The organism is Desulforhabdus amnigena (assembly GCF_027925305.1).
In the GTDB taxonomy this organism is placed as follows: domain Bacteria; phylum Desulfobacterota; class Syntrophobacteria; order Syntrophobacterales; family Syntrophobacteraceae; genus Desulforhabdus; species Desulforhabdus amnigena.
This window is the reverse complement of the sequence record NZ_BSDR01000001.1, coordinates 2181838-2204900: the sequence shown is the minus strand read 5'-3', so window position 1 is coordinate 2204900 and position 23063 is coordinate 2181838. Positions and strand designations below refer to the sequence as shown.

The 23063-nt window shown below is 52.2% G+C and carries 17 protein-coding genes; 11 read left to right on the top strand and 6 right to left on the bottom strand.

Translation table 11 applies throughout. The annotated features are described in order from the left end of the window. Positions 1 to 181 precede the first annotated feature (181 nt). Positions 182 to 1027: a zinc metalloprotease HtpX gene (htpX, locus tag QMG16_RS09420; protein ID WP_281793737.1), complete on the bottom strand. Its 846-nt coding sequence runs from the start codon at positions 1025 to 1027 to the stop codon at positions 182 to 184. Positions 1028 to 1184: 157 nt separating this feature from the next. Then, on the bottom strand, positions 1185 to 1667 hold the full coding sequence (locus QMG16_RS09415) for an Hsp20/alpha crystallin family protein (RefSeq protein ID WP_281793735.1): 483 nt from the start codon (positions 1665 to 1667) through the stop codon (positions 1185 to 1187). Between the two features lie 362 nt (positions 1668 to 2029). On the opposite strand from QMG16_RS09415, the gene QMG16_RS09410 reads away from it, so the two are divergent. Both QMG16_RS09410 and QMG16_RS09405 read left to right on the top strand, forming a co-directional pair. After that, positions 2030 to 3775 (top strand): proline--tRNA ligase, encoded by a 1746-nt coding sequence (locus QMG16_RS09410; protein WP_281793733.1) that lies wholly within the window; start codon positions 2030 to 2032, stop codon positions 3773 to 3775. A 121-nt stretch (positions 3776 to 3896) separates the two neighbouring features. Then, positions 3897 to 4253, top strand: coding sequence for a ComEA family DNA-binding protein (locus QMG16_RS09405; RefSeq protein ID WP_281793731.1), 357 nt, complete (start codon positions 3897 to 3899; stop codon positions 4251 to 4253). A 63-nt stretch (positions 4254 to 4316) separates the two neighbouring features. Here QMG16_RS09405 and tilS read toward each other — a convergent pair whose 3' ends face one another. Together tilS and QMG16_RS09395 are read right to left on the bottom strand one after the other, a co-directional pair. Further along, complete coding sequence (gene tilS / locus QMG16_RS09400) at positions 4317 to 5756, bottom strand: tRNA lysidine(34) synthetase TilS (protein WP_281793730.1); 1440 nt, start codon at positions 5754 to 5756, stop codon at positions 4317 to 4319. A 274-nt stretch (positions 5757 to 6030) separates the two neighbouring features. Further along, positions 6031 to 6858, bottom strand: a complete 828-nt coding sequence (locus tag QMG16_RS09395) for a hypothetical protein (RefSeq protein ID WP_281793728.1) — start codon at positions 6856 to 6858, stop codon at positions 6031 to 6033. A gap of 242 nt (positions 6859 to 7100) precedes the next feature. Here QMG16_RS09395 and QMG16_RS09390 point away from each other — a divergent pair, with 242 nt between their 5' ends. The 3 genes from QMG16_RS09390 (at position 7101) to QMG16_RS09380 (ending at position 10186) form a co-directional block, all read left to right on the top strand. Further along, a complete protein-coding gene (locus QMG16_RS09390; RefSeq protein WP_281793726.1) occupies positions 7101 to 8000 on the top strand; it encodes a phosphoribosylaminoimidazolesuccinocarboxamide synthase in 900 nt (299 codons plus the stop codon). A gap of 1 nt (position 8001) precedes the next feature. Next, complete coding sequence (locus tag QMG16_RS09385) at positions 8002 to 8976, top strand: ParB/RepB/Spo0J family partition protein (RefSeq protein ID WP_281793724.1); 975 nt, start codon at positions 8002 to 8004, stop codon at positions 8974 to 8976. A gap of 70 nt (positions 8977 to 9046) precedes the next feature. Then, positions 9047 to 10186: an SPL family radical SAM protein gene (locus tag QMG16_RS09380; protein WP_281793723.1), complete on the top strand. Its 1140-nt coding sequence runs from the start codon at positions 9047 to 9049 to the stop codon at positions 10184 to 10186. A gap of 133 nt (positions 10187 to 10319) precedes the next feature. On the opposite strand, the gene QMG16_RS09375 is transcribed toward QMG16_RS09380, so the two are convergent. Both QMG16_RS09375 and QMG16_RS09370 read right to left on the bottom strand, forming a co-directional pair. Continuing rightward, positions 10320 to 11108, bottom strand: a complete 789-nt coding sequence (locus QMG16_RS09375; RefSeq protein WP_281793721.1) for a hypothetical protein — start codon at positions 11106 to 11108, stop codon at positions 10320 to 10322. A 1095-nt stretch (positions 11109 to 12203) separates the two neighbouring features. Then, complete coding sequence (locus tag QMG16_RS09370; protein WP_281793719.1) at positions 12204 to 14801, bottom strand: PKD domain-containing protein; 2598 nt, start codon at positions 14799 to 14801, stop codon at positions 12204 to 12206. Between the two features lie 991 nt (positions 14802 to 15792). Between QMG16_RS09370 and QMG16_RS09365 the strand changes: the two genes are divergently transcribed. From QMG16_RS09365 to QMG16_RS09340, 6 genes are all read left to right on the top strand, one after another. Then, a complete protein-coding gene (locus QMG16_RS09365; RefSeq protein ID WP_281793718.1) occupies positions 15793 to 16977 on the top strand; it encodes an acyl-CoA dehydrogenase family protein in 1185 nt (394 codons plus the stop codon). Between the two features lie 155 nt (positions 16978 to 17132). Then, complete coding sequence (locus QMG16_RS09360; protein WP_281793717.1) at positions 17133 to 17915, top strand: enoyl-CoA hydratase; 783 nt, start codon at positions 17133 to 17135, stop codon at positions 17913 to 17915. A gap of 105 nt (positions 17916 to 18020) precedes the next feature. Then, positions 18021 to 19631, top strand: coding sequence for an acyl-CoA carboxylase subunit beta (locus QMG16_RS09355; protein WP_281793716.1), 1611 nt, complete (start codon positions 18021 to 18023; stop codon positions 19629 to 19631). Positions 19632 to 20155: 524 nt separating this feature from the next. After that, positions 20156 to 21355, top strand: coding sequence for a hydroxymethylglutaryl-CoA lyase-like TIM-barrel protein (locus tag QMG16_RS09350; RefSeq protein WP_281793715.1), 1200 nt, complete (start codon positions 20156 to 20158; stop codon positions 21353 to 21355). A 211-nt stretch (positions 21356 to 21566) separates the two neighbouring features. Further along, positions 21567 to 22541, top strand: coding sequence for a hypothetical protein (locus tag QMG16_RS09345; RefSeq protein WP_281793713.1), 975 nt, complete (start codon positions 21567 to 21569; stop codon positions 22539 to 22541). Then, positions 22538 to 23059, top strand: coding sequence for a DciA family protein (locus tag QMG16_RS09340; protein ID WP_281793711.1), 522 nt, complete (start codon positions 22538 to 22540; stop codon positions 23057 to 23059). The genes QMG16_RS09345 and QMG16_RS09340 overlap by 4 nt, the downstream gene beginning before the upstream one ends. The last annotated feature ends 4 nt before the right edge of the window (positions 23060 to 23063 follow it).

Below are 23063 nucleotides of genomic sequence, written 5' to 3'. Positions count from 1 at the left end.
CTGTCAAAGGCAAATTCAAATCAGAAGGAAACTGATGTGGAAAGAAGGGTACAGTATCGACGGTGCGGCATGAAGGGGGCGTTTCCCGGGCCTCGAGCGTCTCGCCCGGGCCGGGAAACGGAATGCCTCTTTTTTTTCATGAACCGAATTTTCAAGTATTCCAGAGCATTCTGAAGCCGACTTACATGGAACGCAGACGCCTGATTCGTTCCTCGATGGGAGGGTGCGTGCTGAAAAGATTCGCAAGACTTCTTCCTGTCAAGGGATTCACTATAAAAAGATGCGCCGTTGCTGGTTTGGCATCCACCATGGGGATGCGCTCCGAAGCGATGGAAAGCTTTTCGAGGGCTCGGGCAAGGGATTGGGGGCTATGAGACAGGCGGGCGCCCGTTTCGTCTGCAAGGTATTCCCTGGACCTTGAAATGGCCATTTGAATCAACATGGCGGCAATGGGAGCCAGCACGGCCGTAAGGAGCACCCCTATGATTCCGCCGCCCTCATCTTCGTCGCTCCCTCTCAATCCTCCGAAAATAGCGCCCCATCGAGCCATATTCGCAAGGAACATGACCACCCCTGCCAGGGTGGCTGCAATGGAACTTACCAGGATATCGCGATTCTTCACGTGACCCAGTTCATGCGCAAGAACCCCCTTCATTTCGTCCGGAGTCAACAGCCGCCAGAGCCCTTCGGTGACAGCCACTACGGCATTTTCGGGATTCCGTCCCGTTGCGAATGCATTGGGAGTATCTTCCGGAATCATGAAAATCCTGGGCATGGGGATCTGAGCTTCCATGGCCAGTTCCCGGACCATACGGAAAAGCTCGGGGGCCTGACTCTCGTCCAGGGGTTGAGCATGATACATACTCAGCACGATTTTATCCGAAAACCAGTAGCTTCCCAGATTCATTACGGCAGCAAAGATGAAGGCAATCGTCATGCCCTGGGACCCGCCGAACTGCCCCCCCATCCAGACGATCAAAACGGTCAGCGCAGCCAGTAAAAAGGTCGTACGCAACCTGCTATCCATTTTCTGAAACCTCCTCATACAGGGTTTGGTTGGATTCCATATCCTGTTTCTCGATTGAAACACATTCTTTCGATTCACGAATGTTTCAATTATATACTTTGCATATACTTCATTTCCACAATTTGTGAAGAAACCGTGTCCGCCGGGAAAGAAAAAGCTAATCCGCCCTGACCGCAATCTTACGAGCGGGCGTTTTTTCTTTTTCGAATTTCGGAATCGATAGAGTCAATACCCCTCCTTTCAATTTGGCTTGAATGGCCTCGGGCTGGATATGAGGAGGCAACCGGAAGCTTTTCGAAAAGCGTCCCTCTTTCCGTTCAGCCATCGATACCTTGAGGGCAGTGGTCCGAGGAATCGTTGCCCGCTTCCCATGAATGCTCAACTGAGCATCGTTTACTTCAACATACAGATCCTCTTCCGAAACGCCCGGAAGGTCCAGTTCAACAACCCAGGCTGTTGAGGTTTCCCATATGTCTGCCAAAGGTTCCCACATTTCGACGGGCTGCCCGGAATCCATATTCCTTTCCATTTCCATGTCGGGTTTTTCATGTCCACCGAGGCTTTGGGAATAGAGGACATCCATGCGATGCTTCATTTCCTGGAGCTCGTTCAATACGGGATCCTTATTCGTTTCAGCCACTCAAATTCTCCTCTCTTATAAAACTTTTTTTCATCTTCAACGCTCGCTGCCGAAACAGGAACGACGCAAGTTGAATCCCCTTCCTGCAGCGCCATTAAATTTAAGGGAGAGAAAGATTACTGTCAAGACAAGTAGGTGGAATATCGGCAGATCTCAGGTCATTGAGAAGTTTTTCGACCTCTCTTTCCAGCCTCTCGGAGGGTGGGGGGCTCATACAAAGGGGAGGAGATAATGGTTGTGAATCTGGAAGGATGCATGCTAGTATTCGACGGTTATCGGGCCGGCGTCTGAGGCACGCTTTTCATTTCGTGAATTCAATGGTTTCTTAAAATATAAAAGACAATTTTTGGAGGCGAAGAGGCATGCGTTATTCAAATTTTTTCATTCATACCCTGTTTGATGTTCCCAAGGAAGCTGAAACCCCGTCTCACATTCTTCTGCTTCGCGCTTCCTATATTCACCCCGTAGCGGCCGGCATCTATTCGCTTTTACCGTTGGGGCACCGGGTGGCTGAAAAGATCAAGAAAATCCTTCGGGACGAACTGGATGCCATCGGAGGCCTCGAAATCACCATGCCCGTGCTCAACCCTGCGGAACTCTGGAAGACAACCGGAAGATTCTACGATATAGGAGACGAACTCTTCCGCCTGAAGGATAGAAAAGACCGGGAATTCGTTTTGGCCATGACTCATGAAGAGGTGGTGACGGACATTGCCAAACAGTTTTTCAAATCCTACCGCGACCTGCCTGTCATGCTCTATCAAATCCAAACCAAAATTCGGGACGAAGCCCGTCCGAGAGCCGGATTGCTTCGAGTCCGCGAGTTTTTCATGAAAGACGGCTACAGTTTTCATCGGGATTTTGAGGATCTCGATGCCTACTATCCCAGGATTTTCAACGCATACCTGAGGATCTTCGCCCGGTGCGGTCTCAAATCGGTTCCCATCGAAGCCGATTCGGGCATCATGGGTGGGACGGGGTCCCATGAATTCATGTTGGAATCTCCAAGCGGCGAAGACCATTTCGTCATGTGCACTCAGTGTGACTATCGCGCCAACACGGAAAAGGCGGTGGGAGCGAAACCTTCCTTCCAGGGACTTGCAGGCGAAGCACCGGCCATGGAAAGAGTCGCCACACCCCAGGTCAAGACCATTGCGGATCTCATGAAGTTTTTCGATATAAGTGAAAATCATTTCCTCAAGACCGTGGCCTACGAAGCGGACGGGCAACTGGTGCTGGCGGTGGTGCGTGGAGATTTCGATATCTCTGAAACCAAATTGACCAATCATTTGAAAGCGATCCACATGACCCTCGCTTCAGAGGATGTGCTGGCAAGCAAAGGCCTCCATGGCGGCTTCCTGTCGCCTGTCGGACTCCAGGGGGTTCGAGTGGTTCTCGATACGTCCGTCGAGGAAGAGACCCTGTATGTGGCAGGGGGGAACGAGCCCGACGTGCATCTCAAGAATGTGCTGTATGGACGCGATTTCAAGTGTGAAGAACGGGTGGACATTGCCGAGGTGCGGCAGGGTGACCGGTGTTTGCGATGCGGAAAGGGCGTTTTGGATATTCGCCGGGGAGTTGAATTGGGGCACACTTTCAAATTGGGTACCAAGTACACCGCTCCCGACTCCATGGATGTCACGTTCCTCAATGCTTCGGGTTCCCAGCAAAGAGTCGTGATGGGATGTTATGGAATCGGTGTGGAGCGCCTCATGGCATCTGTGGTGGAACAGTGGCATGATGAGAGCGGTATCGTCCTTCCCATCACCATCGCTCCCTTTCAGGTGGAGGTCTGTTCTCTTGGCAAGAAGCAGGAAGTCCTGGATGTGGCCGAGCAACTCTATGCCCGGTTGAAAGAGAAATACGAGGTTCTTTATGACGACCGTGACGATTCACCCGGAGTCAAGCTGAAAGATGCCGACCTTCTGGGCATCCCCGTTCGTGTGGTGGTGAGCCAGAAGCTTTTGAAAAAGGAGGAAGTCGAAATCAAGGTGAGGCAGACGGGGGAAGTCGTCTTTTGCCCGCAAAAGGACTTGGAAGCCGCATTGGAAAAAATCTTGAAAGGCCTCGAACCCTCCCTGGAAGGGCTTCCCTATATGCCCGAATGATATGGGCGATTTTTCGCTTGACATTGAGATCGCCTGATATATTAGTAGCTCATGTATGACTTTTTCCATACATTTTCTGCTCCCGGAGAGGCGGCTTCCCACATTTTAAGGAGGCGCCCCCATGGCAAAGAAAAGCATCGTTCCCCTGATTCTCCTACTGATGGTTGCAGTGCTTTGTTGTACGTTTCCGGTTGTCTCAAGTGCGAGTTCGACGGAGGGGGGAACACAGGCCAAACAGGAAGAGCCGGCTGCCGCAAAACCTGCAGTGGAAGATGCATCTCAGGCGAAAGTGAACATCAATACGGCCAATGCCGCCGAGTTGGAAAAACTCCCGGGCATTGGACCCAAGATTGCTGAGCAGATTGTTCAACATCGAGATGCCAATGGCCCATTTAAAACCGTCGAAGACCTCAAGAGCGTGAAAGGGGTTGGAGACAAGAAGTTTGAAGCCATCAAAGCAAAAATAGCGGTTGAATAGCTTGTAGAGTTTTTTCCTGGCCGTCTCTCCGGGGGCATCCCCCCTGTTTTCACGCTTCCTTTTTCAGGTTTCGGAATTTACCCGCATCTCTATGGCAAGGACCGACTGGGTCTGCTCCGTGACCTTAACTCGATCATCCAGGCGGTATCCCGCGATCCAGCAAATTTTTTCCCTGTCACAGAGCAGGGGGATCTCTTTCCTTTGCTCTCGCGGAATCTTTTTGTCCATGAAGAAGTCCTGCAGTTTTTTGCTTCCTGCCAACCCCATGGGTTGAAAGCGATCTCCAGGTTGCCACGTTCTAAGGGTCAAAGGCCATTTGACTTTGTCGGCATCCAGCCGAACTGAATGAGGGGAAGTCGGCGGCATCGCCTGGTCTGGAAACGACCCTCGATCCTGCAATGAAAGGTTCAGATGAAATGGGCCGAAAGCATAAAGGCCGGGCCGGGGAATATGTGCGGACAAGGAAAGGGGGGCCGGCTGGGAAAAAAGAGGTGGGATAGTTGAGAATAGAAGGGAATCCCCTTTGTGAACGGCCCAAAGTGCGCCGGGAAACTCGAAGATTTTACCCGATGAGCTTTGGCGGACCCATTGGACAAGGTTTTCCAGGTGGATTGAATAGATTCCCTGCAGGTTTCCGCGAATCTTAGAGATGGCGAGGCGCAAAATCCGCTTCTGAACAGCATGATGAAGTGAAAGGAGAGAGGAAATTCTCAGGGCGATCCTCAAAGGGGCTTCCTCAACGCATACAGACGCCCAGCATTCTTCAAGATGCCTTTCCCAATAATCTTCTTCGTCTCGAACCAGTCCGGCATGTCTGGCAAGGGTTGAGATTACCTGAGAATGGAAGTGCCTTTCCAGAATAGGAAAAACCTCCAGACGGAGCACGTTCCTTTGGCAGAAAGGTTCCTGGTTGCTGGAGTCGTCTCGAAAGGAAAGCCCCTGCTCGGAAAGATACGCCATGATTTCCTGTCGTGTGGCAAAAAGCAATGGGCGTATGATTCCCCGATCCGTCTTGGGGAGCATGCCGACCATGCCCGACGGGCCCGTACCACGAAAAAGTCTGAGAAGAATCTCTTCTGCCTGGTCGTTGGCCGTGTGTCCCAGCGCTATTCTTTGTGCATCGAGTCGAACCTGAAGATCGTAAAAAAAACGATGCCGCAGCTCGCGGGCGGCCATTTCCAGAGAAAGGGCGTGTTGGCGCTGATACGCCAGTACATCTTCGCTGCGACAGACAAGAGGAACACGAAGATTGGCGGCCAACTTTTCCACAAATGCCCTGTCGCCTTCCGATTCCTTTCCGCGCAGACGATGATCAAAATGGAGCGCCGTGAGACGGGTGAGGTTCAGAACTTGTTGAAGTACGTGGAGGATGTGGAGAAGAGCCACCGAGTCGGGGCCTCCCGAAACGGCGATGAGGAGGTGGCTGCCCGTCTCGATGAGTTTTTCCTGTCGAATGTAATCCAGGGCACGTTTTTGGAAGTTGGACAGATTGGGTGGAGGCATGCAAAACCTGAAAAAGGCTGAAGCAAAATTATCATAGAGATACAGAGAGTACAGAGGAATTTAATATGAAAAAGGCTCATGGTTCGTAGCTCATGATAATATCGCTTTTCAAGAGCGTTTCCCGCTTTCCATATTGGCTTGCGTCTCTTTGCCTTTTTCATTTTTCGTTGTGACCGTTCCGGTCATGGGAGTTTATAAGAATTCCAAAATCTTCTCTGTGCCCTCCGTGTCTCCGTGGTGAATAACGGGATATTGGAACCCGCCAACTCCCTTATCAAGAAGTTTTGAAATCTACAGAGGGGGCCAGAGGGACACCGGTGGTTTCCGTTTCAGGAGAAACTCCGGAACTCTCCGCCGGAAGCAAGGGAACCGTTTCCTTCCATTTCTTCCCGTTTATGAGGAGCTTCCCGTCGCGGTTGAGCACCGTGTTGTCTTCAAGAATGATGAGGCCAAAACGCTCGGCCACTTCGCTCTTGTATTGGTATTCCATGGATCGTTTGCGAAGCTGGTAGTTGAGCACAATGAGAATGAGGGCGAAAACGGAAGCGAGAGCGACCAGTACTACGGCGGAAATGAGAAAAATCTTTACGGACTTTTCTCCCACGCTTGCAAGAAAGGAAAGGATCGCATCCAAATTATAGAAAAAACCGACAGCGACCGCAAGGAGCAGCAGAAGGGCTAAAAAAGGGAGACGGCGCAGGAAGTGAACCCACCGGTAGATCTTGTAGATGTGCCCTGACTTGTCGCCTGGAATCTCTATCCCATCGATTTCGATGCTCTGACCTTCAACCGCTTCGGCCTCGGCCTCTGTGAAATACTTGTTGAAACCGACGACGACCATGCCGATAAGAAAAGTAATGGCAATGGGAGCCAGAAAGGAAACCAAGAAATATGCTTTCCATGGAAATGGAATTTCGACGGGACCGAATCGGTCGTAGCCTCCGTCACCCAACTGATAGAGCCAGCAGACAGCCAAAATGAGAACTTCCACCCATCCGAGAAAAAACAGATATTTCTTGAAAAATTCCTTACGCTCAAAATCATCGAAAAGAGCCGCAATGCCTCGCAGAGGCCTGCTCGAGGGAGCTGTCGTTTTTTTCATAGTATTATCCCTGTTTATCACGTTTCTTTTGACATCTCTTTAGAAATACTTGATATCCACACGAAAGCAGGATAACAAATGGCGACACGGGGGTCAACCTGGATTTATGCCGCCTCCGCACGGTTTTATTGCGGGATTATGGTATATGATGTCTTTGCAATTTTTTGTACTCGAAGAAATGTTCGCTATGAATTGGATTCTATTGTTTGACGGCAATATTTTTTTGAAAGCAGGAGGAAAAGATGGCTGAAGGCCCCATTCTGGAAACACATTTTCCCGATTTAAAACTCATGTCACGCGGCAAAGTGAGGGACATTTACGACCTCGGCGACAGTTTGCTCATTGTCGCTACGGACCGTATTTCGGCTTTCGATGTCGTGATGCCCACCCCTATTCCCGATAAGGGGAAGATACTCACACAGCTTTCAAATTTTTGGCTCCGGTTTTTCAGCAACATGGTGGAACAGCACCTGATCAGCATCAACGTTGCTGATTTTCCAGCTCCCTGCCAACCTTATGCCGCCCAACTGGCGGGGCGCAGCATGTGGGTCAAAAAGGCCAGGGTCCTGCCTTTTGAATGCATCGTCCGTGGCTATTTGGTGGGATCTGGCTGGAAGGATTACCAGAAAACCGGTCAGGTCTGCGGCATTCCGCTTCCTCCAAACATGCAGGAAGCTCAGAGGATTCCGGAACCCATTTTTACCCCTTCCACCAAGGCGGAAAAGGGCGGACACGATGAAAACGTTTCCTTTCTGCAAATGTCCAAATCCATAGGAGAGGAAATGGCAGCCCGCGTCAGGGATATCAGTTTGAAGATTTATACGAAAGCTGCCGAGTACGCTCTGAGTCGGGGAATCATCCTGGCGGATACCAAGCTTGAATTCGGCCTGATCGAAGGTCGTCTGATGCTCATCGATGAGGTCCTGACACCCGATTCCAGTCGCTTCTGGCCTGCCGACCGGTATAAGGTCGGGTGCAGCCCTGAGAGTTTCGACAAGCAGTATCTTCGGGATTACCTGGTGCAGTCGGGTTGGAAGGTCTCCGACCCCCCGCCGGAACTGCCCGCCGATGTGGTGGCCAACACCCGGTCACGCTATCTGGAAGCCCTGGAACGTTTATCAGGCCACGGTCTCGAGAGTTGATATGAAGGGATTTTTAGCTGCAGTTCCTCTTGATGAAGTGGATTGGGAAGATCGGACTTATGCGATTCGGAGCTTCAAGCCCTTTGCAAGGCTTGAATCCTTTCTGGAAAAATTCGGTTTTCTCGATCCTCCCCGGGTTTTGCATAAAGGGCCGAAGCGATATGTCGTCGTGGATGGATTCAAAAGATTCCAATGGGCCGGGCGAAACGGTTTTGAGAGCATCGAATGCATGGTTTTCCCCGAGGAAACGGATGCGAGGGATCTTTTGCTGATGCGTCTGGAAGGTAAGCTTCTGGGAGCTCCGCCCAATGTTGCCGAAAAGGCTCAGATCATCTCAAAATTGAGAAAATTGCTCCCGCCGGAACAGGTCGTGCGGGAGTATTTTCCTTTGCTTCAGGTGGCCGCCAAACCCGAGGCACTGGAGGAATGGTGCCGGCTGGCCGAAGCGGGAGACGAACTGCTCGAGGCGGTAGCTTGCGAAGAGATTTTTGACCGGACGGCGCTGGAACTGATGCATTGGGAAGAGGATGTGAGACTGGAAATGCTGCTTCTTTTCAAGGAATTGAGATGCAGCGCCAGTGTTCAGATGGAGATCCTCGAACGCATCACGGAGGTCGCTCTGCGCCAGGGGCGGAAAAGGGCCGATGTCCTTCATGATCCCCCGGTGCAAAGCATCATTGCGGACCCCAACCAGAACCATCGCCGGAAAACCCAGGTTTTGCGGGATTTGCTCACCCGGCTGCGTTTCCCCAGGCTTCAGGCGCGTGAAGAACATTTTGAACGGCAGTTGCAGGGGCTGTCTCTTCCTAAGGCCATGCGGCTGATTCACCCCCCCACTTTCGAAGGCGAACGATGGCAGCTCCAACTCGCCTTTTCCCGCCCGAAGGAACTGCAGGAAGCGGTGGAGAAGGCAAGGGATCTTGCTCTTTCCCCCGCACTGGAATCTTTGATGTTTCCAGACACGCTCGTGGAATGAAGGAGCCGCTGAATGCATCGCGGCTCAAGATGCGTTGATTTCCCCCCAAAGAAAGTTTTTCAGAACATTTATGTACGTACATGCACCGAAAAAGATATTGATTGAAGCCGAAGTGGCCGGCAGCCCCCTGGTCAAGAACCTGCGGGAGCGCCTTCCCTCCGCCGAGTTTGAAATCGTGGAACGCATTTCCGAGAGGCGGGACGCAGACCCCGAAGTTCTTGAAGTGGTTGCGTTCCGCGGCCGTTTCATAAAATCCTGCCCCGGTACCCGTCATTACTGCTGTTGCGGCTATCGCATCCTCCACTTTGGAGTCCAATGCTCTCTCGATTGCACGTACTGCTTCCTACAGGCTTATCTCAACCAGCCCAATCTGCGGCTCTTCGGGAATACCCCCGATATGTTCCGGGAGCTCGAAGAAGAGTTGCGGACTCACCCTCGAACACTCTACCGGGTGGGGACCGGCGAATTCACCGATTCACTGCTCCTGGATCCCTGGACGGGATTTTCCCGGCAATTGGTGCCGCTCTTCGCTCGTCAACCCAATGCGGTTCTGGAACTCAAGACGAAAACGTATTCCGTGGGAAATCTCGACGACCTGGAACACGGGGGGCATACCATCGTCGGTTGGTCTCTCAATGCAAATGAAATCCAGCGCCGTGAGGAACTCAGGGCGGCGACGATCCGCGACCGACTCGCCGCGGCCCGCTATTGTGAGGAGCGTGGATATTGGCTGGCCTTTCATTTTGACCCCATGATCGATCACGAAAACTGGCGCAAAGGGTATGGGGAGACTTTGGACCGCCTTTTCGATGCCGTCGATCCGGCCCGTATTGTCTATATGAGCCTGGGAGCGTTTCGGTTCATGCCGGAATTGAAGCCCATCATCCAGCATAGGCATCCCCGGAGCCGCATTCCTTACGGGGAGTTCATCCGGGGGTTGGACGACAAGATGCGCTATTTCCGCGACATTCGTGTGGAACTCTACTCCTTTATGGTGGAGCGCATCCGGAGGGTAGACCCGGAGCTATGCCTTTATCTCTGCATGGAAGGGGAGGACATCTGGCGGGAGGCCTTCGGGTTTTCCCCCGAAGAAAAAGGCGGATTGCCCGCCATGCTGGACCGGGCCGTGAAAGAGCGCATGGAGGTGGGACTCCATTGCGATGAGTGGCCGCTTCCCTTCATCTGTGAGACGGGTCGGCATCCGTCTTGAAAGATAAAGGGCCGCCAACTGCTAAAAAAGAAAGCGCGCCGGGTGAAGGAAGCACCCGACGCGCTTGATGTAACTGGCTTCAATTATGGAATTTAGACAGATTCCAAGAATCAAAAACCATCAGGCTGTGATACTAGAAGCCGAGGTAAACGGGCCCCTTGCCACGATAAGGCAGGTTGACGGGCGTAAAAGTCATGACGCCTTTGTCAATAAGTGCGAAATACTTGCATGGCATGGAAGCTCCTGCATCATCAGAAGTTTCTACCCCAACGGCATCGCCCCAACCATGACCATATCCAACATCAAATTTCGCATAGACGGCAATCTTATGCTCGCCACGGTTCCATTTGTTGTAACTTACATCCTTGAGGATGAAATTAAAAGTACGACCCAGAGCCGGCGCCCATTCTTCAATATGAGCACCCTCTGCGGTGAGGACTTCGCTGCCGTCCGTATAACCGGTCACGTTGCATCCATCCATGTCTTCTGAACATTCAGTTTGAATTGCCAGAGGCGTAGAGTTGATTACAAGGCCATATTCCAAGCGCTCAAAGTTAACATAGCTGGGAATACCCGTGTTGTCGTCGTCGTGGTACCAGCCCCAACTACCCCAATGGCATTTTGGATCTACAACCACTTTAATCTTGAGGGTCGGCTGTGGCCAGCTGTTAGCGTCCCAGCCTCCGGGACCGCCATGGCGCTCAAACTCGCCAAAGGTCGTCGCCAAGGAGACACCTACGGCCAGATCGGTCGTACGGGGTACTTTCACCTTTTGTGACATAATCTGGACCCAGCCCTCGCCCGCAGGAACGGGTCTGATGTATTTGTCGTATGATGCGCCTTCATCGGCAGCGAATGCTGCTCCGGCCATAAAAGCTACAGCAAAAAACATCGCAAAAATCAAAATACTTTTTCTTTTCATTTTTTTCCTCCTCTTCTCATTTTCACCCTGTTAAGTTGCTTGGCAAAAAGACATGTATGCTCCTCTCTTTCCCTCTTTTTTCTTCCTCCTCTGTCAAGGGTTTACGAGATACAAGCCAGCTTCTAGACCGAACAGCCGGGTTTAAATTCTATGAACGAACCCTCCAATCCCGACTGTTTTCATCGCGACCTTGGCTCGCTTGACAACCATTAATGAAAGCGATAGCGTAATATGCTTAATGCTGGTCTTCGCAATTATACGGCCACTTACTCATCTAAGGAGAAAAACTGTTAAGGAGAAAAACTATAATCTTGCGAAAGGCATACTATGAACGGCTGATACCTCGGACTTCCCTAAGAACGATTTCCAACCGCTCCTACACAATGATCAATAATTTTAATTTTATCTGTGCAGAGTATAAAGTGAAATGAACAAAGCAACCAATGGCAATCTATAGCTATCTTGAACCGATCAAAATATTGTGATATTTTCCATTTTAATGAATACCGCAACCCTTTAATCGCTTAAACTTAACTTGCGGCCAACAAAGGGGAAAATCAAAAGTGCTCACTAGACTACCAATCTTTTAAAACCTGAATACAGTCATTCACATCCGGTGTCAAGATAAAAATTTAAAACCTTTTGTTTTTTTTAAAGATATCGATTGTTAATGAAATTATAGACTTAGAGTCTATCCGAAAATCTACTTCGGCAGCGGACACCCCCCTTGGCCCCCCCCTTCGAGGGGGGAATTGAAGGGGGGGTGTCGCAAAGTCCACAGGGGGGGTTCCGGATAGGTTCTTAGTACTGGTTTTCGTAATTACGCACCCGTTTACCCGTGCGTTTTTGTGGGAGCGGCATCCTGCCGCGACAAAGTGTGCGGTTGCCGGTTCCTGTCGCGGCTGGAAGCCCCTCCTACAAGATCATCAAGAAGTCAGGATCTCATCCGCGCGGAGTATACAATTTTCAGTAACTATAGGTTGCTTGATTCGCCGGGATCGGATCGGAAAGGACTCTGTGGGCGGTGTTGGAACGACATGAGCAGGGTCCGAAGGCCATGCCTTCGGACCCTGTTTTCAGAAACTCATCTGAAGATCAATAAGATTTGGTTGCGGTTGAAACGTTATTCGAATTGCTCGCGTCGTATGTGAGCGAACTATGGGTAACGCTGTTAACCTTGATAGTGAACGGACCTCGCGATCTGCTTGAAGGAGAGGCGAATGTAATCTGACCGCTGGAATTGGTCTTCCCGCTGGCGGTGCCGGAAACCACGCCACTCCAAGAAATCGAAACAGTGGCGCCACTGACCGGATTTCCACTGGTATCCTTAACGGTGATGGTGCTTCTGGCGTAGTAGTAACTGTAAGAAGGCCTCAAAATGGTCATGGATATGGCTGAAACGTACATGGAGGTAGCGGCGGCGGGAGCGGAGACGGTCACGGATTTAGAGGTGGAGGCTGTTGCGCCAAGATTGTCCGTGACGGTCAGGGTCACGTTGTATGTGCCCGCGGCGGTATAAGTGTGGCTTGGATTTTGCGCAGTGGAGGATGCGCCGTCGCCAAAGTTCCATGACCGGGACGCGATGCTGCCGTCGCTGTCGGAGGAACCGTCGGTAAAATCGACCTTAAGGTCAGTCGCTTTGAAGGTGAAATCGGCCGTCGGGTTCTGGTTCACGGGAGCGGAGACGGTCACGGATTTAGATGTGGAGGCTGTTGCGCCAAGATTGTCCGTGACGGTCAGGGTCACGTTGTATGTGCCCGCGGCGGTATAAGTGTGGCTTGGATTTTGCGCAGTGGAGGATGCGCCGTCGCCAAAGTTCCATGACCGGGACGCAATGCTGCCGTCGCTGTCGGAGGAACCGTCGGTAAAAGTGACCGTAAGGTCGGTTGCGGTGAAGGTGAAATCGGCCGTCGGGTTCTGGTTCACGGGAGCGGAGACGGTCACGGATTTAGATGTGGAGGCTGTTGCGCCAAGATTGTCCGTGACGGTCAGGGTCACGTTGTATGTGCCCGCGGCGGTATAAGTGTGGCTTGGATTTTGCGCAGTGGAGGATGCGCCGTCGCCAAAGTTCCATGACCGGGACGCAATGCTGCCGTCGCTGTCGGAGGAACCGTCGGTAAAAGTGACCGTAAGGTCGGTTGCGGTGAAGGTGAAATCGGCCGTCGGGTTCTGGGTTACAGTCACTTCTTTTGTCACTGCATTTTGCAATCCGGAGGAGTCGTCGGTCACGGTGAGGGTCACGTTATATTTACCGCTTGCGGCATATGTGTGCTCGGGACTTTGTTCAATGGAGGTTTCGCCGTCGCCGAATTCCCAGGACCAGGATGTGACGCTTCCCGTGGACTTGTCCGTAAAAGCGACATTGGGATAGGTCTTGAGTTCATAGGAAAAATCAGCTTTAGGTGACTGGCTGTCCGGTTCCAGGGTTTCTACATAACGCAGCGCCGCCAGTGCATTCACCATCCCGTAGCCGAAGGTGGTATCTTTGCCGGAACTTCCTAGATCATCTGCTGTATTGTAAAGAATATCCCGTATTTCAGCATTTGTGAGACTTGGCTTCTTTGCCTTGATGAGAGCGGCCACTCCCGCTACATGAGGGCTGGCCATGGATGTGCCGGAATAGAAATAATAGCCGGTACTGGTTCCGGAAAATGTGTTCTGAAGAATTCTGTCGCTATAACCGTCTCCATTGTAATCGCCATAGTCTCCGCCGGGCGCGGCGATGTCAACGGTGCTGCCGTAATTGGAGTAGGACGCAAGCGTGTCGTTTCCCGCAGTGGCGACCACGGAAACGGCATTCTCGTAGGCGGCGGGATAACTAGGTGCGCTCGTGCTCGAATTCCCTGCCGCACAGACGACCAACACGCCTTTTTGCCAGGCGTTATTGATGGCCTGTTCCAGTAAGGTTGAAGGCGAGGAACCGCCCAGACTGAGATTGATGATGTTGGCCCCATGTTCCACCGCCCAATTGATGCCGTCGACAATCTGCGTATAGGTCCCCGAACCGTATGCATTGAGGACTTTGACCGGCATGATGGTCGCGTTGTAGGCTATGCCGCATACCCCTTTTGTATTGTTGGTGGATTGCGCGATGGTGCCCGTCACGTGGGAGCCATGTCCGTTATCATCCGTGGGATCTGTGTCGTTGTTCACGAAATCATAACCGGCAGTGAATTTGGTCTGGTCGAGGTCTGTCAGGTTCTGCCTTACCCCGGTATCCACCACCGCTACGATGGCGCCCTCTCCGGTGGAAAGATCCCAGGCATCCTCCATGCCAATGCGCTTCATGTGCCACTGGTACTTGTAATAGGTGTCGTTGGGGACTCCGAACGCATACGCGTAGGCATTCTGTTCGGCGAATTCCACGGCGCCCTTTTTCCTGAGTTTTGCGAGCACAGCTTTGGGATTGGCATGACGAAAGACCGTAAATTTTCCAGGCTTACGGCTCTCGCGCAGTTTCTTGAGCCCGAAAGTCTTAATGATAGTCGTCTTGGTCGTCTCTTCCACACCCTCCTTGAACTTCACCACGATCTCGTCGGGCACCAGGACCGGCTTATCGTCGATAACGTTGACCGGAATCTCGTCCGGTATCGAGGCGGGAGCAGCGCCGGCCATAACGCATCCAGCGCCTGCAAGAAAAAAAAGCCCCATTCCCAGCAATACCAACCAAACTTTCGAGAACCTCAACATCATTCAATCTCCTCTTTCCTGTTCACCTCATACCCCTTTCGATTTTCCTCCCAACAATCCAGGACCATGGTCTTCCCAACTTTTTCCGGACAATGTTTGTCAGTCCTTTGCACAAAATGCAGGCCATGTAAAGCGTATTGGTGCGCAAAAAAGGATAGCTGGCAAAACCGACCTATTCGAGCCTGATGTCGGGCGGAGATTCCAATGAAAGCCGTGCCTGATTTTTGCCTCTTGAACTGATAGGGATTAGGAAAATGCCTGATTTCATCTGTCGATCCGGATGGAAGTAAAAAAATTGTGTGGCTGGCAAAAAGCCCCATTCAACAGGCTTGTTGTCTTTTATCTGGGAAATCAAGGAATTAGCGAATGGGCTGCCCGATTCAGCCATTCACTCGTTTTCGTGCTTCGTTGCGACTTTCCGGGCCATGGGAGTCGGATGCAAAATTCAATGAAATTCCAACCGATCGATCCATATTTTCAGACGCCTCATTTCCTTCAATTTCAGCGATATAGAAAAAACTTTGGGCGTACATGGAAACGGGCTCGCCCACGGCTTTAACAAATGTTTTTTGAAGAGACTTACAATCCAATCTTTTTTAGAAGTATGAAAAATGAATACTTTGTTTTTACCCACTATTCAAGCCCTATTTGACTCGGCATCCAAGATTTGTCATACACGGACATTTCCCGAAAAGCCGAATCGATCTTTGTTCCCGTGCTCCAAACATGGGAATGGATGCCATAGTGTTTCTGCATTCCCACAACCTCTCCAACCTTTTGTTGATGCGCTTTCTGTTCTGTCGGGCGAACGTTTTCAATGACTATTTTGTGACCGGCTTTTCAAATCTGCTCATTTTAGTTTTTGATTTCTTCACAAAATTTGATATTAACAAAACTATCTTTTTGGGCTGGAGTGATAACACTTTCCAGAAAACGCGCGTCTATGGGCAGAAAATGCGCTTTTGAGAGGTCCAACGCTAAAGGGAGGATTCGGATGGATTTTCAGCTGACTGATGAACAACGCATGATCAAGGAAACGGTATACAAGTGGGCTGTGAACGAGCTGGGGCCCCTGCAGGAAAAGATTGACGATGAAGACTGGTTCCCGCCTGACTTTTTCAAAAAATGCGCTGAAATCGGCATCCTGGGAATTACCATCGATGAAAAATACGGGGGGCTGGGTGGCGATGTGCTCATGCAGACCCTGGCCATAGAAGAGATGAGCCGCATTTGTCCCGCGTTGGCCATGTCCTACGGAGCTCATTCCAACCTCTGTGCCAACAATATTTACAAGAACGCCAACGATGCATTGAAGGAAAAATACCTGCCCCCCCTCGTTGCGGGCGAAAAAGTGGGCGCTTTGGGACTCACCGAACCCAATGCGGGATCGGATGCCATGGGGCTCAGGACCCGTGCCGTCAAAAAAGGCGACAAGTATATATTGAACGGCAGCAAGATTTTCATCACCAACGGAACCATTGCCGACACTCTGCTGGTCTATGCCAAAACCGATCCCGAGAAGGGCGCCAAGGGGATCAGCGCATTCATCGTGGAGAAAACTTTTCCCGGTTTTTCCGTCTCCAGGAAGCTCAAAAAGTGCGGCATGCGCGGGTCTCCCACCGCGGAACTGGTTTTTGAAGATTGTGAAGTTCCCGCAGAAAACCTTGTGGGCCAGGAAAACATGGGAGTCAATGTGGTAACCAGCGGGCTCGATATCGAACGCATCGTTTTGGCGGGTGGGTCCGTGGGAATGGCGCAGCAGGCCCTGGACTATTCCGTCCGCTATGCCGTGGACCGCGAGCAGTTCGGGCAGCCCATTGCAAACTTCCAGATGATCCAGCAAAAGCTTGCCGATATGTACTCCCGTACGGAAGCTGCCCGCCTTCTGGTCTATCGGGCGGCGGAAGCGGCTCAAACGGCCCCCCGGGGTGGGAAGGGCACCGAACTGACCCGGTTTGCGGCTTCCGCCATTCTCTTTGCCGCAGAGACGGCGACCTGGGTGTGCGATCAGGCGATCCAGATCCATGGCGGCTATGGGTATTGCCTGGAATTCCCCGTTCAAAAACTGTGGCGTGACGCCAAACTGTATGAAATCGGCGCCGGTACGAGTGAAATACGGCGCATGATCATTGCCCGTGAATTGACCCGCGAAGAATTCGCCCGAAAATCCCAGCGATAAATTCGAATGATAGACAGTGGGCAGGCAGATGCACGTGAAAAGGAGTATGCATCCGCGTCACGGCCGGTCCAGGAGAACGGACGATTGAGCCACAGCGAAGCTTCTTCCTGTCCACTGTAACCTTCACCACCGATCTCATACTCATCGGAGGAGTTATGGAACAACAACTGGTCCTTGAAGAACGAAAAGATCAGGTGGCCGTGCTCACTCTCAATCGCCCCGAGGTGATGAATTCCCTGAGCTTCGGGATGCTTCGATCCCTCAAAGAACGTGTGGAGGCATTACATTTCGACCCTGAAGTACGGGTTGTGATCATCACGGGGGCCGGGGAAAAAGCCTTTTGCGCAGGGGCTGATCTGAAAGAAAGAGCTACCCTCAGTGAACAGCAGGTAAAAGAATTCATTTTTACGATTCGCAATCTTTTTACTTTCATTGAATTCTTGAATAAACCGGTCATTGCGGCCGTCAACGGCATTGCCCTGGGAGGGGGGACCGAACTGGCTCTGGCCTGCGACATGCGTCTGGCCTCCCTCAATGCGACCATGGGCCTCACGGAAACCCGACTCGCCATCATTCCAGGTGCGGGAGGGACTCAGCGACTGCCTCGCCTCGTAGGCCGGGGAAAAGCAAAGGAACTGATTTTTACCGGCCGTCGTGTGGGGGCAGAGGAAGCACTCCAGATCGGTTTGGTGAACAAGATTTGTTCCCCGGAAGCCCTCCTTGACGAATGCCTCGCCATGGCGGCCATGATCTGTGAGACCGGCCCCATAGCCATCCAGCAAGCCAAGTATGCCATCAACTATGGTCTGGAAAGCGACCTCCATACGGGACTTGCCATTGAATCCAATGCTTACTGGGTCACCATTCCAACGGAAGACCGGTTGGAAGGGTTGACCGCTTTTCGTGAGAAACGCAAGCCCATTTACAAAGGCAGATAGAGCACAGTGCCGGGATGAAGGGCCGTGGGATGGAGCCCCGAGCCAGGGGCGGCAAGGCAGGAATTCCGGTGCTTGACATTCATCGCCCGAAAATGAGGATGCAAGATGGCGGACTTAACGGAAATAAAGAAAGAAAACCTGGCTTTTTGGGAAAATGAAGAGCTTCAACTGGACGCACGTGCTCACGAGGCCATGTGGCCGGGTGGAGACCGGGCCGTTCAACGCCTGGCAAAACAGGGCAAACAGACAGCTCGGGACCTCATCAAGAAGCTGACGGACCCCGACACGGAATTTTTCGAACTGAGCCGTCTGGCCGGCTTCGGAATGTTTTACCCCGATGTGGAGGATGTTCCCTGCGGGGGCATCGTGACGGGCATTGGAAAAATCCACGGCAACTGGACCATGATCGTTGCCAATGACAGCCGGGTGAAAGCCGGCACCTATTTTCCCATTACTCTCAAAAAACACATGCGAGCCCAGGCCATTGCAGAAAGATGCGGGCTCAATTGCGTCTACATTGCCGATTCGGGAGGGGCCTATCTTCCCATGCAGGCGGATGTCTTTCCGGACGATCAGCATTTCGGTTCCATGTTTTATAACATGGCCCGTATGTCGGCCATGGGGTTGAAGCAGATCACTCTGAGCACGGGGGGAAACACCGCCGGCGGGGCGTATATCGTTTTCATGGCCTGCCAGTCTGTGATGATCGATAAGATGTCCTACTCCTTCCTGGGGGGCCCGCCGCTTGTCAAGGCTGCAACCGGCGAAGTCATTTCAGCGGAAGATCTCGGTGGAGCAAGGGTTCATACGACCATTTCCGGTGGAGCGGATCATTTTTGCCGGAGCCAGGACGAGGCCATCGAGCGTGTGCGGGATATTCTTTCCCTGGAAGCGCCTCAGAGGCTTTTTATACACCGGTACCCGGAAGTGCCGCCTCGAGTGCCCGTGGAATCCATTTACGAAAACCTTCCGGCAAAGGTTCATCAGGGAATAAATGTTCGAGCTTTTCTGGAAGGGATCGCCGATGACAGCCGCTTTGTGGAGTACAAAAAGCAATATGCTCCGGGGCGTGGTGATAATATCGTGACGGGTAAAATTTGCATAAAAGGTATTCCCGTTGGGATCATCGCATCCAACGGGCTGGGAATCATTTTTGCCGAAGCGGCGCGAAAGGCCACGGAATGGATCGTGCGCTGTTCCCAGGAAAAAATCCCTCTGCTTTTCCTGCAAAGTTCACCCGGTTACATGGTGGGATCGGAATCCGAACACATGGGCATCGGAAAGTACGGGGCGGACATGGTGCGCGCCGTATCCTGCGCCCAGGTGCCGCGGATTCAACTGGTGATCGGCCCCGACAATGGGGCTGCCAATTATGGCATGTGCGGCCGTGCTTACCGTCCTCATTTTCTTTTTCATACCATGCGTTCCAGGACCTCGGTCATGAGTGGGCGGTCGGCCGCTGAAGTGCTTCTCTCCATCGAGGAACGCAAAAGAGTGAGCGCGGGCAATCCCATGAGCGCAGGTGAGAAGCAGGCCTTTCGCCAGCAGATGATGGACAAATATGACGGCGAGGCGCATCCGTTTTACTGCGCGGCTCGCATCCTGAACGACCGGGTGCTCAAGTTTCGGGAAGTGAGGGATTGGTTGGCCATGGCTTTCGAGGTCAGCCTGCTCAAGCCCATAGGCGAACCCGCTTTCGGAAATCTGCGCTTCTAAGAGCCTATCCGAAAACATTTCTCGGCAGCGGACACCCCCCTTTAATTCCCTCCTCGAGGGGGGGGGGACAAGGGGGGTGTCGCAAAGTCCACAGGGAGGTTCTGGATAGGTTCTAAGTACCGAAAACTGTAAATATGTGGCCATTTCTTTGTAGGAACGGCATCCTGCCGAGACAGGAACCGGCAACCGCATACCTTGTCGCGGCAGGATGCTGTTCCTACGAAAATGTATGGGGAAACGGCTGCGTATTACGAAGACCGGTACTTGGCTCAAGTCCGGGGCGTTCAGCAAGGCAGTAGTGGAGCGGACTGACGGATCCCTCTTCAGTCCAATTGGTTCTTGTTTATCAGACTTCAATAGGAGGGAAACGACAAGGATCTATTTTAGGAAGATTTTCAATGGGACCTTAATACGACAACGAGACATATTGAAGCCAGTCACCTCATGGACAGCGCAGGACACATTCAGAGGCTGCTGCTTCTTATCCTGGAGAAACTTTGCCGGCGGAGAAAGAAAGGAGCAACATGGCAATAAAGACAGAGTATGATTATTGGAAAATTTTCCCGAGGATGCCAAAGAAGGTGACTATCGGTGACATTACGATCCGTGACGGTTTTCAGCATCTCGAGAAGTTCATTTCCACGAAGGCGAAGATTTTCTACGGTCAGGAGCTGATTCTTGCCGGCTGCCGCGAACTGGAAGTGACGAACCTGGGTGCCGTCACGACGACGCCTCAGTTCGTGGACGCCGAAGAGGTCATGCAGGCCATGCGCAGCGACGAGTTCAGGAAGCGCGCCGCCCGAAAGGGCATCGACATCGACAAGGACGTGACGCTCACTTGCGTGACCATTCGTGAGAGCGCCGTTGACCGCGCCATCGAGATGAGGCAGAAGGGGTACGGTCCCGACCGCATCCTCATGATGGTTTCCACCGACGAAGAGCATCATTTCGCCAATTCGGGTACGACGCTTCCCAACTACTGGAAGGAAGCCGAGCGGTGTATCAAGAAAGCCCGTGACGCAGGTATGAAGATGTGCGGCACTGTGAGCACTATCTGGGGCAGCCCCATCAGCGGTGCCACGAAGCTGGAGGATGCTGTTGAGTTTTCGAAGCGCTGGTTCGACATCGGTGCCCACGACATCGAGCACGCGGACCACGACGGTTCAGCCAACGCAGCCCAGGTGTACCGTTACTTTTCGATGGTTCTTGATGCCATGCCCAATCCCGAGGCCCACCTTTGCCACCTGCACGAGACGAAGCGCGTCGCCTCCGCATCCATCCTGGCAGCCCTTCAGGCGGGCATCTGCCGCTTCGAGTCGACGCTGGGCGGCCTCGGCGGCCAGCCGGCGAACTTCCTCGATGACTGCCCCATCAAGGGCACCGGTGAGTACTACTATGCCGATCCCCGCTACGTCGGTCTGATCTGTACGGAAGACCTGCTGGTCCAGATCGACGAGCTGGGCATTGAGCATGGCTACGACGTTGACCGCATTCTGTGGCTTGGCCGGAAGATGGAGAAGACGGCTGGCATGCGGCTCCGTTCGGAAGCCGTCGTCAACGGCCGGACCCTGAAAGAGGGGCACATGGAGTTCGCCCGTCCGGGCCTTCCCAAGTTAAAGGAAAAGCTGGGTGAGAAACCGGGAACCAAGCTTCCCGAAGGTTGGACAGAGAAGGCGGTTCTTCCCGAGAAATACGGTCCTGAGGATCCTATTTGGAAGAAATAAGCAGTTCACTGCCGGTGGGGGGAAGCATCATGCTCCCCCCTTTTTTTTTGCCATATAAAGCGATATGGGAAAAGGGGCGATGGAGACAATGTTTGAAAATTGTGTTTGATTTTGGTATTTGAGAATGACTTGAAGCTTTGAATCCGGTTGCGTTTATTTCTCTCTACCCTTTGTGGGGGAAGAGACTGCGGGAAGGAATTATCTGAAATCGATGGAATATGGGCTCAGAAGATATGAAGCCGTCCAAAGGCTCCGGTGGTTTTTGTTTTTCCTGTTTTGTATGGTGTTTGCCTATCCCGTGGCCGGTTCATACACCATCGCCTCTCCGGAACACTTCAGTTCACTTTCCAGCCTGGAACTGGGAGAATTGACATCCCTTGGATTCTGGTTTCAGCTCTCATGGTTCTGTGTGGATCCATTGGGAAAGTTCCTCATCTATATTGCCTGGGTGGGCTGGATCTTTCTTGGGGGAAGATTCGTCTGGCTCCTCGTGCAGTATGGCGGAAAGATTTTCTTGAGGAACCTGCTCGAGAGATACATCAAGAAGCCGGTGGGAACTTTTGTCCCTGTGTGGGACAGCGCATCTTCCAATCGAGCTTTTCTCTTTCCCACCGAACTGCTTTTGCAAAAAATAAGACCCGTTCATTTTCAACTCATCTTTCATCCGTTCCGTCGTGTGCGTTTGATGCTGGCAGATTCCCAGGGTGCGTTCTCTTCCGAGGATCTGGTGGAAAAAGAACGGCGCATTGCGGAGGCGGATTGGCAGATCCTCTGGGGGGCGTGGTCTCCTTTCCAATGGCTCCTGTGGTTTTTACCTCTCCTGGCTTTGATTCAGGCTCTTTGGCTGTTTTACATTCAGCTGCAGCCCGCCCTGACGAGTCAGAAGGAAATTCAAAATATTCTCAAACCAGCCTTCACAGGTTTCCTCCCTTTCGCCCAAGCCATTGTCCTGAGTGTCATTTTTGCCCTGGGTTCCGGCCTCATGAAGCGGCTCGAAAATCTCTATCTCTCCAATGTAGACGCCTTGATTTACGATCAGTTCCTTTCACGCTTACCCTTCCAAAGCAGTGATACCCTGATCATCCTGGAGACGCTGCAGCGGCATTTCAAAGAAATGCAGGCAGTACTGCGGCGCCTGGAACGGTCGTTGGAGAGTGAAAAGGATTCTTCAGGGACGGTCGGTTGAAAAAGCGAGATCAAGAATTTACCATTGGGATTCTACTGCAGCAGGTGCTCCGGAAACATCCGGTCTTTTCAGCAAATCCATTGGGGGATTGGGGCGAACTTGTGGGAGAACAGGTGGCCCGCTATTCACAGCCCAAATCCCTTAAGAACAAGGTCTTGGTAGTCGTGGCCTATGATTCCGTCTGGAAACATCATCTGGAACTGCTCAAGGAAGACTTGATCGAGAAGATCAACAAAAAATTCCCTGAACCTCTCGTGGAAAAGATAACCATCAAGGTGGGAGAATTGCCGGAAGCAAATCCCGTTCTCAACCCAAATTATAATAAGTTGGAGAGAGTGAAGTCCAAACGGGTACGGCCCTTTTCCAGGAAGAAAGCGCCCTCGCGTACTCTGACACCCGAGGAAAAAAAGCTCGCCAAGTCCCTTCCCGACCCCGAACTCCGAACCTTGGCCACTCGCCTGCTGAAGCGGGTGCCACTGGAGGAATCGCCTGAAGGAGATCCCGGTGATGGCGAGTAGAAGT

Coding starts and splice junctions, on each gene's coding strand:
- tilS (WP_281793730.1), bottom strand. CDS start 5,756: ATGCCTCCACCCAATCTGTCCAACTTCCAAAAACGTGCCCTGGATTAC.
- QMG16_RS09395 (WP_281793728.1), bottom strand. CDS start 6,858: ATGAAAAAAACGACAGCTCCCTCGAGCAGGCCTCTGCGAGGCATTGCG.
- QMG16_RS09385 (WP_281793724.1), top strand. CDS start 8,002: ATGAAGGGATTTTTAGCTGCAGTTCCTCTTGATGAAGTGGATTGGGAA.
- QMG16_RS09350 (WP_281793715.1), top strand. CDS start 20,156: ATGGCAATAAAGACAGAGTATGATTATTGGAAAATTTTCCCGAGGATG.
- QMG16_RS09405 (WP_281793731.1), top strand. CDS start 3,897: ATGGCAAAGAAAAGCATCGTTCCCCTGATTCTCCTACTGATGGTTGCA.
- QMG16_RS09360 (WP_281793717.1), top strand. CDS start 17,133: ATGGAACAACAACTGGTCCTTGAAGAACGAAAAGATCAGGTGGCCGTG.
- QMG16_RS09370 (WP_281793719.1), bottom strand. CDS start 14,801: ATGATGTTGAGGTTCTCGAAAGTTTGGTTGGTATTGCTGGGAATGGGG.
- QMG16_RS09390 (WP_281793726.1), top strand. CDS start 7,101: ATGGCTGAAGGCCCCATTCTGGAAACACATTTTCCCGATTTAAAACTC.
- QMG16_RS09375 (WP_281793721.1), bottom strand. CDS start 11,108: ATGAAAAGAAAAAGTATTTTGATTTTTGCGATGTTTTTTGCTGTAGCT.
- QMG16_RS09365 (WP_281793718.1), top strand. CDS start 15,793: ATGGATTTTCAGCTGACTGATGAACAACGCATGATCAAGGAAACGGTA.
- QMG16_RS09355 (WP_281793716.1), top strand. CDS start 18,021: ATGGCGGACTTAACGGAAATAAAGAAAGAAAACCTGGCTTTTTGGGAA.
- QMG16_RS09345 (WP_281793713.1), top strand. CDS start 21,567: ATGGAATATGGGCTCAGAAGATATGAAGCCGTCCAAAGGCTCCGGTGG.
- QMG16_RS09380 (WP_281793723.1), top strand. CDS start 9,047: ATGTACGTACATGCACCGAAAAAGATATTGATTGAAGCCGAAGTGGCC.
- QMG16_RS09410 (WP_281793733.1), top strand. CDS start 2,030: ATGCGTTATTCAAATTTTTTCATTCATACCCTGTTTGATGTTCCCAAG.
- htpX (WP_281793737.1), bottom strand. CDS start 1,027: ATGGATAGCAGGTTGCGTACGACCTTTTTACTGGCTGCGCTGACCGTT.